Here is a 15,535-nt window from a genome sequence, read left to right as displayed (position 1 = left end):
CTCAGCAGCCGGCCGGGAAGGGAAGCCGCCGGCGGTGCCGGTTGCGAAGCAGCATGGCCGGCGGCTTCGGTCAGTGGCCGCCCTTGCCCTCGCCGAACCGCAACGCCAGCGCCGGACACATGTTGACCGCCTTGCGGGCACCCGGTTCCAACCACACCGGCACCGGGGAAGGCGGGAAGGCCGGATAGCCGTTCGCGTCGAGACGGATGAACTCCGGAACCACGTGCGCGCACAGGCCGTGCCCGTCGCACCGGGTCCAGTCCACGCTCAGCCGCTTGGTGCCGCCGGACGGCGCGTCAGCCGGTAGCGGGAGGACACCCTTGACCGACTTGCCGCAGCCGTCGCCCTGGGCGTGCGCGGCCAGATCCTCGGTGAACACCTCCAGGGCCGAGATGGCGAACCGGGACGTGCCGTCCGGATGGCTGCACGCTCCGCGGCCCTTCACCACACTCGCCGCCGCCCGGACCATGTCGACCGCCGCGCTGCCGATGACCAGGGAATCGACGGTGCGGGCCAGGTCCGGCAGTCCGAGCCGACATGGCCCGCACTGCCCGGCCGACTCACCGGCGAGATAGTGCACCACCCGGGCGACCTCGCCCATCGGACAGGTGCTGTCACCGAGCGGGATGGTGATGCCGGCGCCGATCGTGCCACCGACCTTGGTGAATCCTTTCCGGGACACGTCGACCACGGACACCGCCTCGGGGGTGATCCACTTGCCGTGGAACCCACCGATCAGCAACCCCGGGCCGACCGGTGCCTCGCACAGTTCCAGGATGTCCCGCAGCGGGGTCCCGGCGGGGCACTCCACCACGGCCGGACGGGCGGCGGACCCGCCAATGGTCAGCAGTACCGTCCCCGGTTCGTCGGCCAGGCCGACCGCGCCGTACTCGTAGGGGCCGAGCCGGGCGGCGATGGCGAGCTGGGAGTACGTCTCCGCGTTGGACAGCAGCGTCGGCAGACCGGACACCCCGGAGTCGCTGGCCCGGACCTTGACGCCGGGCGGGATGTGCGGCAGACCGTTGATGCCCCGTACCAGTGCCCCGCCCTCACCGGAGATGAACCGGTGCGGAACGGTGACGATGCTGGCCGGCACCGGCATCCGGCGTTCGGCCAACGCCGCCGACAGTGACGCTCCGCCGACGCCGTCGTCCGCTACACCGATGACGATTTCGTCGGCCTCCAGCGCGTACGCCGCCAGCGCGGCACCGTCCAGGATCAGGTGCGGGGCCCGGGTGAGCAGCACCTTGTCCTTCCAGCTGGCCGGCTCCCCCTCGGTGGCGTTGACCACGACGACAACCGGTTTGTCCTGCTTGTCGGCTGACTCGACCACCGCCTTGACCTTGCGGTGGAACGGAAAACCGGCACCGCCCCGTCCCCGCAGGTCGATCGCTTCGGCCAACCGCATCAGGTCGTCGACCGACAGTGGTCCGACCCCGCCGTGCACCTGTTCGTGCGCCCGCAGATCGAGCCGACCGAACTCCTCGAACCCGGCGGTCAACCGGGGCGGGCCGACGGTGGCGACCGGCGGGACCGATGCCGTGCTCAATTCGCCTCTCCTCGAAGCTGAGTCCAGTACTCGTCGTCGGAGTCCTCCGCGTCCCGACGTCGCCGGGACCGCCGGCTACCCGCGGACTCCGCTGCAGCCGCCCGCTGGGCCCGCCGGGAGGCCAGGTCGACCAGCGTCGGGGTGTCGTCGGCCGGCAGGTAGTCATCCATCTCCCGGTCCACCGGGGCCGGATCCGGCTCGGCCCGGTAGCGCGACGCCCGACCGCGGGCCGGCTCGGCGGAGACCGGACGGTCGTCGAACCGGCCACGTGGGCCGGCCCCGGAGACCGGACGATCGTCGGCGAACCGGCTCCGGGCACCGGAGCCGGAGACTGGGCGGTCGTCGGCGTAGCGGCCCCGGGAGCCGATGGTCTCCGCCACCGAACGCCGTGACTCGCGGGGCTCGTAGCCGCCGTCGTCGACCTGGCGCCGCCGGCCGCCGTCCGGCTCGGCGTAGCGCCGCTGGTCGGGCTCGTCGGCGTAGCGCCGACGTGAGCCGGTTTCCTCCTCGGCGTAGCGACCGCGGCCGGAGTCGGTCCGGCGGTACTCCCGGGAGTCCTCGGTCGCGGCCGGACGCGACCGCGGCGCGGGTCGTCCCACCTCGGGTACCCGGTATCGGTCGGCGGACCGGGTGGACGTGCCGCGCCCGGCACCGGCCGGCGCCCATGAATCGATCATGTCCGCACCACGGTCGCCGAACGACGTGAAGCGGGCGGTCGCCGGTTCCAGGCTGATTCCGTCGTCCCGACTGCCCCGACGGCGTGATGATCCGGACCCGGACGAGCGGGAGTCGTCGGCCATCCTGCCGACCGGCTTCATCGAGGTGCCGGTGGCCTGCGACACGAACGGCTTCTTCTTGCCCACGCCGGTGGCGAACCGGACCAGCAGGGCGATCACCACCAGCACGAGGCAGATGACGTAGCTGAGCGTCACCCAGGTCGCCGGAGGTCGGCCGGTGCCGAGTCCGTGCATGATTCCGATCGGCCAGGCGACGTAGGCGCCGCTGTGCAGCGCTCGCCACAGCCACGGCGGGCCCACACCGACCCATCGGGCCCGCGCCAGGCCGGTCCACATGATGGCGAACATGAGGTACGCCGCGAGGGTGCCCATGCCCACGTAGATCGCCTGACCGCCGCCGAGGAACGGGATGAACGCCCCGACGGCGGAGACCGCACCGGTGGTGATCTGCGTGATGACGTGCAGCACCAGGAAGGTGATCGCCATGATCCCGGTGGTGCGGTGCGCCGACTGCAGCAGCACCCGGTGCCGAGGCAGCAGCACGATCCGGTCGGTCGCCAGCAGCCCGATCATCACCGTGATGCTGAGCGCCACCAGAGCGAAGACGCCACCGAAGAAATCCAGGAAGAAGAACGCGTAGACGTACGCGACCCGACCTGCCGACGTGAGCATCGCCAGTGCCCAGAAGGCCGCCAGCACCGACGCCGAGAGAATCAGGACCGAAAGGCGGGACGGCTGTCGCCCGCCGGAGAGTTCGGTCCTGGGGCCGGCGGGTCGCTGGTTCTGGTTCGTCCGCGCCATCTGCTCCTCGATCTCCACTCGGTGCCATCCGCACACCCGCACCGGCCGAACTCATCCGCCCGGTCCACCGCGAGTGCCCTGCCCTTGGCTTGGCGCCGGAGAAACCGTACCGCTTCCCGGTCGTTTCACCCGCTCCAGTGCCGTCCCTCTGCATCTACGTAGTTGAGGCGTCGACGGATGAACGGCTCCGGGATTTGATTGTGACGCCACCGGTCTGCCGGAATCATCCCGCTACCTACCACTCAATCCACGTGCGAAAACACACTCGAAGCAACACAAAGTCACGGTGCGGTCACAATAGATTCTAAGCCGAAATTAAGATGCCCCTCCGGCGACCGCGAGGAGGGCGGCGCCGGAGGGGCGGGTTCCCGGGTGAGCGGCGGGAACCTGTCTGTGTCGGCTGGGGTCAGTTCTCCCGCAGCTCGCAGGTGGCGAGCTGCTCGAGGCCGGCCGGACGCTGCCCCTGCCGACCGATCGAGATCGCGATCCGCTCGATCGCCGCCGTCCGCTTACTCGCCAACGGACCAAGAATCGCGTTGTCCACGAAGTTCGGACCACCCTGACCCTGGCTACTGACCAACCGCGCGTTGGCCTCAGCCAGCTGCGTCTCCAACGCCCGCAGATCCCGGTCCACCTCGGCCCGCGCCGCCGCCGGCACCGCCGGCAACCGGTCCACCACGCTCGGGCAGACGATCACCCCGACGCCGTCGGCGGCCGGCACCTCCGGCGGGGCGGCCGGCGGGGTGCTCGCCGCAGCGTCGTCGGTGCCGCCTGGGCCGGCCTGGCCGGCGGCGACGAGTTCACAGGTGGCGAGCTGCTCGAGGCCGGCCGGACGCTGCCCCTGCCGACCGATCGAGATCGCGATCCGCTCGATCGCCGCCGTCCGCTTACTCGCCAACGGACCAAGAATCGCGTTGTCCACGAAGTTCGGACCACCCTGACCCTGGCTACTGACCAACCGCGCGTTGGCCTCAGCCAGCTGCGTCTCCAACGCCCGCAGATCCCGGTCCACCTCGGCCCGCGCCGCCGCCGGCACCGCCGGCAACCGGTCCACCACGCTCGGGCAGACGATCACCCCGACGTCGTCGGCGGCAGAGGTGTCCGCCGCCGCGAGACCGAGGCCGGCCCCCATGATCACAGCCGCCAGGCCGAGCGTGCCGGCCACCTTCCACCGCCGGGAGTTCAACGGCGAGGGACCGACCGGGTGATCGACCCTCCGCCGGGGAGAACGCGAGTACATGGGACTGACAACCCAACCCTTCTGGGGACAGTTGCCGGTAGCCGCGCCGCTCGATCGACGGCGTCCCGGTGGGCCGCGCGGCCCGTGTCCGGCGGCGCCCCGAGCGTGGGGCCACCGGACACTGTCGGAGAATGTTCGGTGAGGCGTCGACGGTTTCCGCCGGTGTCTCGACCATGCATACGGCGGTCCGACGGGGACGGTTCAACCCGGTCGGCAGATCATCCGATCGACGGGCAACGGGCCGGGTCGACCGGACCGGGGCGCGACCGGGACGGAAACCACCGGGTCCGTCGCCGACGGCCGGTTTCGAAGGTGGGGCGACGCAGCCGACTCTTGCGGGAGACCGACGTTAAGGCGCGCCGCCCCGCCGACACACACTACTCGCGCACCCTGCGAAAAGGATTACTGGACGCGCTGTAGCGGACTAGCAATTGCTTGGGTTCGACGGCCGGTACGGCACCCCGTTGCTGAGCCGCGACTCAACGCAGCCGATCCGGCACCGCCCGCACCGGCACCGGCACCGGCCTGCCGACGCCGGCACGGGCGCGTCAGGACGCCGCACCGGTGCCCACCGTGCCAGAATACGAGGGGTGACGACATCTGCTTCCGCGCCGGAGATCAGCGACGCGCTGCGCGAATTCTGGCGCGAACGGCACCTGTGCACGCTGACCACGCTGCGTCCGGACGCAAGCCCGCACGTGGTTCCGGTCGGAGTGACCTTCGACCCGGACAGCGGCGTCGCCCGGGTGATCACCTCCGCCCGGTCCCGCAAGGCCGCACACGTCCGGGCCGCCGGCGGGACCGGGGCACGGGTGGCCGTCTGCCAGGTCGACGGCAAGCGATGGTCGACGCTGGAAGGCCTGGCCCGGCTCCACGACGATCCGCCGACGGTCCGTGACGCGGAGCAGCGCTACGCCCTGCGATACCGGGTGCCACGCCCCAACCCGGACCGGGTGGTGCTGGTCATCATGGTCACCCGGCGGCTAGGCAACGTCTGATCCGGGCGACGTCACGCGGATCACCACCGGCGGGGTGGCCATGTCGAGCGGTGCGGCGAACCGATACCGTCGGACGATGCCCCCCAGATCCGGACCGGCCGTGGTCACCGTCGTCGGCATCGGCGCCGACGGATGGGATGGGCTGTCCGGCGCCGCCCGGGCGGCGCTGCGCGCGGCGACCGCGCTACTGGGCAGCCGCCGGCAGATCGAGCTGATCCCACCCCCTGAACGGCCCGCGACCACCGGCACCTGGCCCACCCCATTGCTCGCCCACCTGCCCCGGCTGCTCGACGAACACCGCGGGCAGCACCTCGCGGTGCTGGCCAGTGGGGACCCGATGCACTACGGCATCGGTGGCACCCTGGTCCGGCTACTCGGCCCCGACCGGGTACGGGCGGTGCCCCACCCGTCGGTGGTTTCGTTGGCCTGCGCCCGGCTCGGCTGGCCGGTCGAGGAGGTCGACGTGGTCAGCGCCGTCGGCCGCCCGGTACAGCTGCTGCACCCCCTGATCCACCCGGGGAGTCGGCTGCTGGTGCTCAGCGCCGGCACGACCACCCCGGGTGAGGTGGCCGACCTGCTCACCGCCCGGGGCTACGGACCCAGCCCGCTGACCGTACTGGAACAACTCGGCGGCACCCGGGAGCAGCTGCGGACGGCCACCGCCCAGGACTGGGGCGGCCTCGATGTCGATCCGCTCAACGTCGTCGCGGTGGACTGCCGGGCTGAGCCGGGCACCCCGCCGCTGCCCCGGGTGCCAGGGCTGCCCGACGACGTCTACCAGCACGACGGCCAGCTGACCAAACGGGAGATCCGGGCCGTCACGCTGGCCCGGCTGGGTCCCCTGCCCGGGCAGCTGCTCTGGGACATCGGGGCCGGATCGGGCAGCATCGCCATCGAGTGGTCCCGTGCCCATCCGCAGTGCCGGGCCGTCGCCGTGGAGCACGATGCACGGCGGGCTGAACGGATCGCGGCGAACGCGGCGACACTCGGCGTACCGGGCATCACGGTGGTCGCCGCGGCGGCCCCGCAGGCACTGGTCGGCCTGGACCCCCCGGACGCGATCTTCGTCGGCGGCGGGGTCACCACCACCGGGCTGCTGGACGCCGCCTGGTCGGCACTGCGGCCCGGCGGCCGGCTGGTGGTCAACGCGGTGACCGTCGAGTCCGAGGCGCTGCTCGCCGGTTGGCACTCCCGCCTCGGCGGCGACCTGACCCGCATTGGAATCAGTCGGGCCGCGCCGGTCGGCGGCTTCACCGGTTGGCGGCCGGCGATGCCCGTCACCCAGTGGGTGGTGGAACGCCGTTGACCATACGATTCGTCGGTGCCGGCCCCGGTGCCGCCGACCTGATCACCGTCCGGGGCCGCGAGGTCATCGCGACCAGCCCGGTCTGCCTGTACGCCGGCAGCCTGGTCCCGACCGAGCTGCTCGCCCACTGCCCGCCCGGGGCCCGGCTGGTCGACACCGCCCAGCTGACCCTGGACGAGATCGTCGCCGAGATGCTGGCCGCGCACGCCGCCGGGCTCGACGTCGCCCGGCTGCACTCCGGCGACCCCTCGCTGTTCAGCGCCGTCGCCGAACAGATCCGTCGGTTGGACGCCGCCGGGGTGCCGTACCAGATCGTGCCCGGCGTGCCCGCCTTCGCCGCGGCCGCCGCCGCGCTCGGCCGGGAGCTGACCGTGCCGGAGGTCGGCCAGACGGTGATCCTGACCCGGGTGTCCGCCAGCTCCACCGCCATGCCACCGGGCGAGGACCTGGCCACCCTCGGCGCCAGCCGGGCCACCCTGGTGCTGCACCTCGCCGTGCAGCGCATCGACGAGGTGGTGGCCGACCTCCTACCGCACTACGGCCCGGACTGTCCCACCGCGGTGGTGGCCCGGGCGAGCCGTCCCGACGAGGTGCTGCTGCGGGGCACGCTGGCCGACATCGCCGGTCAGGTGCACACCGCCGGCGTACGGCGTACCGCGGTGATCGTCGTCGGCGCGGTGCTCGGCGCGGCCGGTTTCCCCGACAGCCACCTGTACAGCGCCGACCGGTGCCGGCAATGACCGGTCACCGGGCCGGCCCTGGCCCGGACGACGGACGCCGGGTGCTCATTCTCGGCGGCACCGCCCAGGCACGCCGGCTCGCCGCCGCGCTGTCGACCGACCCGACGGCGCGGGTGGTCACCTCGCTGGCCGGCCGGGTGGCCCGGCCCCGGCTGCCGCACGGCGAGACCCGCGTCGGTGGTTTCGGCGGACCGGACGGGCTGGCCCGCTGGCTACAGGAGGAACGCATCGGCGCGGTGGTCGACGCCACCCACCCGTTCGCGAACCGGATCTCCACCTCGGCGGTCACCGCCTGCGCCCGGACCGGCACACCGCTGCTGGTGCTGCGCCGGCCGGGCTGGACGGCCGGACCGGGCGACGTCTGGCACCGGGTGCCGGACCTGACCGCTGCCGCCGCCGCGCTGCCCACACTGGGCAGCCGGGCGATGCTGACCACCGGCCGGCAGAGCCTGGCCGCCTTCGCGCCGCTGACCGGCATCTTCTTCCTGATCCGGACGGTGGACCCGCCACAGCCGCCGCTGCCCGCCGACCGGGTACTGCTGCTCGACCGTGGGCCGTACACCGTGGACGGCGAGCGGGCGCTCATGGGCACGCATGCCATCGACGTGCTGGTCACCAAGGACAGCGGCGGCGACGAGACGCACGCCAAACTCGTCGCCGCCCGCGAGCTCGGACTGCCGGTGCTGATGGTCGACCGGGCCGCCGCGCCACCCGCGCCGACGGTCAGCGACGTCGACGCCGCCCTGACCTGGCTGGTCGGGCTCGGCACGGCGGCAGGTGCTCAGCCCGGGTAGTGCCGTGGGGTGAACACCACCGGTGCCGCGTCCCTGCCGTGGTCGACCTGGGTCGTCGACGAACCGACGATCAGCAGGGTCCGCATGTCCACCGTGGCCGGATCCAGATCGACCAGCGCCACCACGTCGACGCGTTCGCCGGGGCCGCCGATGTCGCGGCCCACCACCACCGGGGTTTGCGCCGACCGGTGCTCCAGCAGCAGATCCCGGGCCCGGGCCAGCTGCCAGGTCCGGCTGCGCGACGCGGGGTTGTAGATCGCGATCACCAGGTCGGCGCGGGCGGCGGCGAGCAGCCTCCGCTCGATCAGCGGCCAGGGTTTGAGCCGGTCCGACAACGACAGCACGCAATAGTCGTGCCCGAGTGGTGCCCCCACCCGCGCGGCCACCGCCTGGGCGGCGGTCACGCCGGGCAGCACCCGGACCGGCACGTCCTTCCAGCGGGGTTCGGCGGCGACCTCCAACACCGCCGTGGCCATCGCGAACACCCCGGGATCGCCGGAGGAGACCACCGCGACCCGGGCTCCGTCGGCCGCCAGCCGAAGCGCGTGCGCGGCTCGCTGCGCCTCGACCTGGTTGTCCGACGGATGCCGGCGTTGCCGGGGGTTGGCCGGCACCCGGGCCAGGTACGGTCCGTATCCGACCAGGTCGTCGGCGGCCGCGAGAGCGGCCTGGGCCTGCGGGGTGATCCAGTCCCGGCCGGCCGGTCCGAGGCCGACCACCACCACCTCTCCCCGGCCGGACCGGTCAGTCTCGGCGGTGCTCGCCGCGACGGCGCCACCGCGCCGGCTGGCCAGCAACGCCAGGGAGAAGTACGGCACCGTAGCCGGGTCGACGTCGGCCAGCGGCGCGACGCGCTGCCCACCGGTGCTGGCCCGTTCGATGTACCAGGCGTCGTCGAGTCGGCCGGCGGCGGCCATCGCGTCGCGTACCGCCGGGAAGGTCCGACCCAGCTTGAGCACGGCGGCGGCGTCGGTCTCGGCCAGCCGCCGGGTCAACTCCCCGCCGTCGAGGGTGCCGGGCAGGACGGTGAGCACCTCGTCGGCCTCCACCAACGGCCGGCCGAGTGCGGCGGCCGCCCCGCTCATCGAGGTGACCCCGGGCACCACCTCGGTCGGGTACCGGTCGGCCAGCCGCTTGTGCAGGTGCATGTAGGAGCCGTAGAACAGCGGGTCGCCCTCGGCGAGCACGACCACGGTCCGACCGGCGTCGAGATGGGCGGCGAGCCGTCGCGCGCAGTCGGCGTAGAACTCGTCCATCGCCGCCCGGTAGCCGCCGGGGTGGGTGCTGCGCTCGGTGGTCACCGGGTAGACCAACGCCTCCTCGATCTGTCCCGCGCGCAGGTACGGCTCGGCGATGGACCGGGCGACGCTGCGACCGTGCCGGGCACTGTGGTGCACGATCACGTCGGCGGCGGTGATCAGCCGGGCCGCCTTCACGGTGATCAGTTCCGGGTCGCCCGGGCCGAGCCCGACGCCGTACAGCTGACCTGCTCCGCCGCGACCCGCGTTCAACGCCCCACCTGTCCCTCGTCGTCGTTGGCGATCGCGTTGAGTGCGGCGGCGGCCATCGCGCTGCCGCCGCGTCGTCCCCGGACCACCAGGTGTTCCAGTCCACCATGGTTGATCAAGGCCTGTTTGGATTCGGCAGCGCCGATGAAACCGACCGGTACACCGAGCACCGCCGCCGGGCGGCCGGCACCGGCGTCGACCAGTTCCAACAGCCGGAACAGCGCGGTCGGTGCGTTGCCGACGGCGACCACCGCGCCGTCGAGGCGGTCGACCCACAGCTCGACGGCCGCAGCGCTGCGGGTGGTGCACAGCCGGTCGGCCAGCTCGGGCACCCGGGGGTCGGTCAGGGTGCACAGCACCGGGTTGTCGGCCGGCAGCCGGCGCCGGGTGACGCCGGCGGCGACCATGGTGGCGTCGCAGAGGATCGGCGCGCCGGCCCGCAGCGCGCCCTGGGCGGCGGCCACCACCCGCGCCGAGAAGACCAGGTCGTCGACCAGGTCGACCATCCCGCAGGAGTGGATCATCCGCACCGCGACCCGGGCCTGCTCGGCGGTGAGTCGGCTCAAATCGGTCTCGGCACGGATGGTGGCGAACGACTGCCGGTAGATCTCGGCCGCGTCGCGGACATGCTCCATCATGGCTCCTCACGTGCGGTCTGGACGGCCGCGCCGAGGGCGGCCCCGGTCGGGAGGTGGACTCTGGTCCGGTCGGGGGCGTCGATCTGGTACCCGGCACCGGTGGCGGTCACCCGGACCACCGGCCCGGCCGGAGTGCCGCAACCACGCTCACAGCCGATCCAGTGCACCGGTAGGTGGGGACGACGCCCCAGTGATGGATGCACACCGCCGGTCGGGGCCGGCCGCCCGGCGTGCGTCGCTGCCGCCTCGGCGCGCACGTCGGCCCGCGACCGGGCGCAGCCCGGCAGCCCGGCGCAGGCGGTCACTCCGAGCCACGGCGAGCCGGGGTCGGTGACCAGCCCGGCGCGGGTGAACCGGTCCGCCCAACCGGCGGGGTCGGTCACCCGGGGCAGCACCACTCCCCGCCAGGGCGTGATCCGCAGCTGCGGCGACGCGGCCGCGAGCAGGTCGGCCTGGTCGACCGTCAACCGTCCCAACGGGATCGCCACGACCAGCGCGAAGTCGCCGTCGGGGCGGTGCCGCACCCCGACCGGCACGGCGGGGCCGGCGGCCGGCGGCGGTTGTTGCCACCGCCGCGCGGTACGCCGCACCCCGGGTGCGGTGCCGGCCCGGGTCACGACGCGGTCCAGCCCAGCCGGAGTCAGATCATCGAGGCGCCACGCGCTGCCGGCCGCCGCGTCCGGATCGTCCAGGAAGGCACGGGCGGCGGCGACCGCGGCCCGTGCCGCGTCGGCGGGCCCGGCCCGCAGCCCGTGGTCGGCACCGGCGAGCAGCACGGCCACGTCGTCGTCCGGTCCGGGCAGCAGACCGACGTCGGCTCGGGCCGTGACGGTGTCGCCTCCGCCGTCGTCGACGGCGAAGAGGAACCGCCCGGAGAGCCGGGCCAGGTCCGGCTCCGCGCAGATCGCCGCGTCGAGGGCGCGGACCTGCGCCCCGACGTCCCAGGCCGCCGGGGAGTCGATGTCAGCGAGGGCGGAGCCGAGGATGTTGCGGACCCGTTCGTGCGCGGTCGACGGTAGCAGCCCGGCCGCACGCAGCCGGGCGGCGAGTGGTCCGGTGGCGGTGGCCGCGACCGCGCGTAGCTGGACGTTCGCCCGGCTGGTCAGTTCGAGATGTCCATCACCGTGGTCGCGGGCGACGGCGGCCAGCAGGCGTAGCTGGACGGCGGTGAGCAGCCCTCCGGGGCAGCGGATCCGGGCCAGCAGGCCGTCGGCGGCCGGGTGCAGGTGCAGGGCGCCGGGGCAGGCATCGGGTGCGCCCCGGGCGGGCGGCGATGGCAAGGCGGGCACTCGGCGGATACTACGGGTCGTCTCCGGACGGCGGCCGCCGCACGGCGAATACATCACACCTTGACGAAACGTCCGCCGGTCGTGACAGTGTTCGTAGCCAGACGCGGCGACAAGTGGAGGAAGTCCGGTGTGAATCCGGTGCGGTCCCGCCACTGTCACCGGGGAGCAGACCCCACCGACGGCCACGGTCCCCTCAGTCGGGTGCCGGAAGGCCGGGGCGAGCGTTGATCCGGGAGCCAGGAGACTCCGGTCGCCGCGACCGACGACCCGGGGCGCGGACCCCGAGGGAGGACCGGGCGTCCGATGATGCTACTTTTGTCCACTTCAGATACTGATCTGCTGAGTGGACGAGCCAGCGGTGCCGACTGGCGCCTGGCAAACCCGGCCCGGCTGTCGGTCGACGACCTTCCACAGCTGCTGTCCGGCGTCGACCTCATGGTGGTCCGGCTGCTCGGCGGCCGCCGAGCCTGGCCGGACGGGCTGGACGCGCTGCTGGCCGGACCCCGTCCGGTGGTGGTGCTCAGCGGTGAGCAGGCCCCGGACGCCGCCCTGATGGAGCTGTCCACCGTACCCGCCGGGGTGGCCGCCGAGGCGCACGCCTATCTGGCCCACGGCGGGCCGGCGAACCTCGCCGAACTGCACCGTTTCCTGTCCGACACGGTGCTGCTCACCGGGCACGGCTTCGCCGCGCCACGGCCGGCCCCGGAGTGGGGCGTGTTGGAGCGCGCGAGCGCGCCGGACGGACCGGTGCGGCCGACCGTGGCGGTGCTCTACTACCGGGCACATCACCTGGCCGGCAACACCGGCTTCGTGCACGCGCTGTGCGACGCGGTCGACGCCGCCGGCGGCCGGGCGCTGCCGGTCTACTGCGCCTCGCTGCGCTCGGCCGACCCGCAGCTGCTGGCCACCCTGGGTCAGGCCGACGCCCTGGTGGTGACGGTGCTGGCTGCCGGCGGGACCCGACCGGCGACCGCCGGTGCCGGGGGCGACGACGACGCCTGGGACGTCGGCGCCCTCGCCGAGCTGGACGTGCCGATCCTGCAGGGACTCTGCCTGACCAGCTCCCGTCAGACCTGGGCGGCCACCGACGACGGGCTGTCCCCGTTGGACGCGGCGACCCAGGTGGCCATCCCCGAGTTCGACGGCCGGCTGATCACCGTGCCGTTCTCGTTCAAGGAGATCGACGCCGACGGACTGTCTGTCTACGTCGCCGACCCGCAGCGGGCCGCCCGGGTGGCCGGGATCGCGGTCCGCCACGGCGCGCTGCGGCACGTCGCGGCCGGTGACAAACGGATCGCGGTGCTGCTGTCGGCGTACCCGACGAAGCACGCCCGAATCGGCAACGCGGTCGGGCTCGACACCCCCGCCAGCGTCCTGGCGCTGCTCGGGACGTTGCGCGACGCCGGCTACGACGTCGGGCCACCCGACAGCCCCGACGCGGTCCCCGGCCTGGCCGACGGCGACGGTGACGCGTTGATGCACGCGCTGATCGCCGCCGGCGGGCAGGACCCGGACTGGCTGACCGAGGAGCAGCTGGCCGGCAACCCGGTGCGCATCCCGGCCGCCGACTACCGCCGCTGGTACGCCGAGTTCCCGGCGCAGCTGCGCGAACAGGTCGAACGGCACTGGGGTCCGCCACCGGGCGAGCTGTACGTCGACCGGTCCCGGAATCCGGACGGCGAGATCGTGCTGGCCGCACTACGCGCCGGCAACATCGTGCTGCTGGTGCAGCCGCCACGCGGCTTCGGGGCCAACCCGGTGGCCATCTACCACGACCCGGACCTGCCGCCGAGCCACCACTACCTGGCCGCGTACCGGTGGCTGGAGCACGGCTTCGGCGCGCACGCCGTGGTGCACGTCGGCAAGCACGGCAACCTGGAGTGGCTGCCGGGCAAGACGGTCGGGCTCAGCGCCGCCTGCGGGCCGGACGCCGCCCTCGGTGACCTGCCGCTGATCTACCCGTTCCTGGTCAACGACCCTGGCGAGGGCACCCAGGCCAAACGCCGGGCGCACGCCACCCTGATCGACCATCTGGTGCCGCCGATGGCCCGGGCGGACAGTTACGGCGACATCGCCCGGCTGGAGCAGCTGCTCGACGAGCACGCGAACATCGCCGCCCTGGACCCGGCGAAACTGCCGGCGATCCGGGCGCAGATCTGGACGCTGATCCAGGCCGCCCGGCTCGACCACGACCTCGGTCTGGACGACCGGCCGCACGACGCCGAGTTCGACGACTTCCTGCTGCACGTCGACGGCTGGCTCTGCGAGGTCAAGGACGTGCAGATCCGCGACGGACTGCACGTGCTCGGCGCGGCACCGGCCGGCGCGGCCCGGGTCGACCTGGTGCTGGCGATGTTGCGGGCCCGGCAGATGTGGGCCGGGCAGGTCGCGGCGCTGCCGGGCCTGCGGGAGGCGCTGGGCCTGGACGAGTCCGGCACCGACCGCGACGGCACCGACGCCGCCGAGGCGACCGCCCGGAAGCTGGTCGCGGCGATGGAGGAGCATGGTTGGCGGCCGGACGCCTCCGCCGACGTCGCCACGGGCGTGCTCGGCGACGACGAGCGGGCCGCGCTGGTCACCCGGATCCTGCGCTTCGCGGCGACCGAGGTGGTGCCCCGGCTGGCCCGCACCACCGACGAGCTGACCCACGTCGCGCACGCGCTGGCCGGCGGGTACGTGCCGGCCGGGCCGAGCGGGTCACCGCTGCGCGGGTTGATCAACGTGCTGCCGACCGGGCGCAACTTCTACTCGGTGGATCCGAAGGCGGTGCCGAGCAGGCTGGCCTGGGAGACCGGGCAGGCGATGGCGGAGTCGCTGCTGGCCCGCTACCGGGCCGACACCGATGACTGGCCCCGTTCGGTGGGACTGTCGGTGTGGGGCACGTCGGCGATGCGGACCTCCGGCGACGACATCGCCGAGGTGCTGGCGCTGCTCGGCGTACGGCCGGTGTGGGACGAGGCGTCGCGGCGGGTGACCGGCGTCACGGTGATCCCGGCGGCGGAGCTGGGCCGACCCCGCATTGACGTGACGGTACGGATCTCGGGCTTCTTCCGCGACGCGTTCCCGCACGTGGTGGCCATGTTGGACGACGCGGTCCGACTGGTCGCGGCCCTCGACGAGCCCGACGAGGTGAACTTCGTCGCCGCACACGCCCGCGCCGACCTGGCCACCCACGGCGACACCCGGCGGGCCACCATGCGGATCTTCGGCTCCAAGCCGGGGACGTACGGTGCCGGGCTGCTGCAGCTGATCGACAGCCGCAACTGGCGTGACGACGCCGACCTGGCCGAGGTGTACGCGGTCTGGGGTGGCTACGCCTACGGCCGCGATCTTGACGGCGCGCCGGCCCGCGAGCAGATGGAGTCGGCGTACCGGCGAATCGCGGTCGCGGCGAAGAACATCGACACCCGAGAGCATGACATCGCCGACTCCGACGACTACTTCCAATACCACGGTGGGATGATCGCCACGGTACGGGCGTTGACCGGGTCGGCCCCGGCGGCCTACGTCGGCGACAGCACCCGTCCGGAGGCGGTGCGGACCCGCGCCCTGCACGAGGAGACCGCCCGGATCTTCCGGGCCCGGGTGGTGAACCCGCGCTGGCTGGCGGCGATGCGCCGGCACGGCTACAAGGGCGCGTTCGAGCTGGCCGCCACGGTCGACTACCTGTTCGGCTACGACGCCACCGCCGGGGTGGTGGCCGACTGGATGTACGACAAGCTGGCCGAGACGTACGTGCTCGACGAGGTCAACCAGCGGTTCCTGGCCGAGTCGAACCCGTGGGCACTGCACGGGATCACCGAGCGGCTGCTGGAGGCGGCCGACCGCAAACTGTGGGGGTATCCCGACCCGGCGGTGCTGGACGGGCTGCGGGAGGTGTTCCTGCGCACCGAGGGCGACCTGGAGGACCGGGCCGGGTGACCTGGACGGTGCGG

At 73.4% G+C, this 15,535-nt stretch carries 11 protein-coding genes and 1 riboswitch; of the genes, 5 read left to right on the top strand and 6 right to left on the bottom strand.

The features are described from left to right. Window positions 1-70: 70 nt before the first annotated feature. The 3 genes from ACFHWT_RS14555 to ACFHWT_RS14545 all read right to left on the bottom strand — a co-directional run bounded on the left by ACFHWT_RS14555 (window position 71) and on the right by ACFHWT_RS14545 (window position 4,252). The gene (locus tag ACFHWT_RS14555) at window positions 71-1,549 is read right to left on the bottom strand and encodes an NADH-ubiquinone oxidoreductase-F iron-sulfur binding region domain-containing protein (protein ID WP_416595127.1); all 1,479 of its coding nucleotides are present in this window, start codon (window positions 1,547-1,549) and stop codon (window positions 71-73) included. Further along, complete coding sequence (locus ACFHWT_RS14550; protein ID WP_416595125.1) at window positions 1,546-3,105, bottom strand: hypothetical protein; 1,560 nt, start codon at window positions 3,103-3,105, stop codon at window positions 1,546-1,548. The genes ACFHWT_RS14555 and ACFHWT_RS14550 overlap by 4 nt, the downstream gene beginning before the upstream one ends. A gap of 388 nt (window positions 3,106-3,493) precedes the next feature. Then, window positions 3,494-4,252: a hypothetical protein gene (locus ACFHWT_RS14545; protein ID WP_416595124.1), complete on the bottom strand. Its 759-nt coding sequence runs from the start codon at window positions 4,250-4,252 to the stop codon at window positions 3,494-3,496. A gap of 665 nt (window positions 4,253-4,917) precedes the next feature. On the opposite strand from ACFHWT_RS14545, the gene ACFHWT_RS14540 reads away from it, so the two are divergent. The 4 genes from ACFHWT_RS14540 (at window position 4,918) to ACFHWT_RS14525 (ending at window position 8,165) form a co-directional block, all read left to right on the top strand. Further along, window positions 4,918-5,325 (top strand): pyridoxamine 5'-phosphate oxidase family protein, encoded by a 408-nt coding sequence (locus ACFHWT_RS14540; RefSeq protein ID WP_416595123.1) that lies wholly within the window; start codon window positions 4,918-4,920, stop codon window positions 5,323-5,325. Between the two features lie 76 nt (window positions 5,326-5,401). Then, complete coding sequence (cbiE, locus tag ACFHWT_RS14535) at window positions 5,402-6,631, top strand: precorrin-6y C5,15-methyltransferase (decarboxylating) subunit CbiE (RefSeq protein ID WP_416595122.1); 1,230 nt, start codon at window positions 5,402-5,404, stop codon at window positions 6,629-6,631. Then, window positions 6,628-7,371, top strand: coding sequence for a precorrin-4 C(11)-methyltransferase (cobM, locus tag ACFHWT_RS14530; protein ID WP_416595121.1), 744 nt, complete (start codon window positions 6,628-6,630; stop codon window positions 7,369-7,371). The genes cbiE and cobM overlap by 4 nt, the downstream gene beginning before the upstream one ends. Next, the gene (locus tag ACFHWT_RS14525; RefSeq protein ID WP_416595120.1) at window positions 7,368-8,165 is read left to right on the top strand and encodes a cobalt-precorrin-6A reductase; all 798 of its coding nucleotides are present in this window, start codon (window positions 7,368-7,370) and stop codon (window positions 8,163-8,165) included. Before cobM ends, ACFHWT_RS14525 begins: the two co-directional genes overlap by 4 nt. On the opposite strand, the gene ACFHWT_RS14520 is transcribed toward ACFHWT_RS14525, so the two are convergent. Genes ACFHWT_RS14520 through ACFHWT_RS14510 form a run of 3 tightly spaced genes read right to left on the bottom strand, consistent with a single transcriptional unit; the run spans window position 8,153 to window position 11,600 of the window. Further along, window positions 8,153-9,676 (bottom strand): precorrin-2 C(20)-methyltransferase, encoded by a 1,524-nt coding sequence (locus tag ACFHWT_RS14520; protein WP_416595119.1) that lies wholly within the window; start codon window positions 9,674-9,676, stop codon window positions 8,153-8,155. The two genes, ACFHWT_RS14525 and ACFHWT_RS14520, sit on opposite strands and share 13 nt — an antisense overlap. Then, window positions 9,673-10,311, bottom strand: a complete 639-nt coding sequence (locus ACFHWT_RS14515) for a precorrin-8X methylmutase (protein WP_416595118.1) — start codon at window positions 10,309-10,311, stop codon at window positions 9,673-9,675. Before ACFHWT_RS14515 ends, ACFHWT_RS14520 begins: the two co-directional genes overlap by 4 nt. Further along, window positions 10,308-11,600 carry a precorrin-3B synthase gene (locus tag ACFHWT_RS14510; RefSeq protein ID WP_416595117.1) on the bottom strand — a complete coding sequence of 431 codons (1,293 nt, stop codon included), beginning with the start codon at window positions 11,598-11,600 and terminating at the stop codon, window positions 10,308-10,310. Before ACFHWT_RS14510 ends, ACFHWT_RS14515 begins: the two co-directional genes overlap by 4 nt. A 116-nt stretch (window positions 11,601-11,716) precedes the next feature. After that, window positions 11,717-11,847: riboswitch (cobalamin riboswitch) on the top strand. A 56-nt stretch (window positions 11,848-11,903) separates the two neighbouring features. Here ACFHWT_RS14510 and cobN point away from each other — a divergent pair. Continuing rightward, a complete protein-coding gene (cobN, locus tag ACFHWT_RS14505; protein WP_416595116.1) occupies window positions 11,904-15,521 on the top strand; it encodes a cobaltochelatase subunit CobN in 3,618 nt (1,205 codons plus the stop codon). Window positions 15,522-15,535 lie beyond the last annotated feature (14 nt).

Source organism: Micromonospora sp. LOL_021, from assembly GCF_048060215.1.
GTDB lineage: Bacteria > Actinomycetota > Actinomycetes > Mycobacteriales > Micromonosporaceae > Micromonospora_E.
Note: the sequence above shows the minus strand (reverse complement) of the source record. Positions and strands in the feature narration are given on the sequence as shown.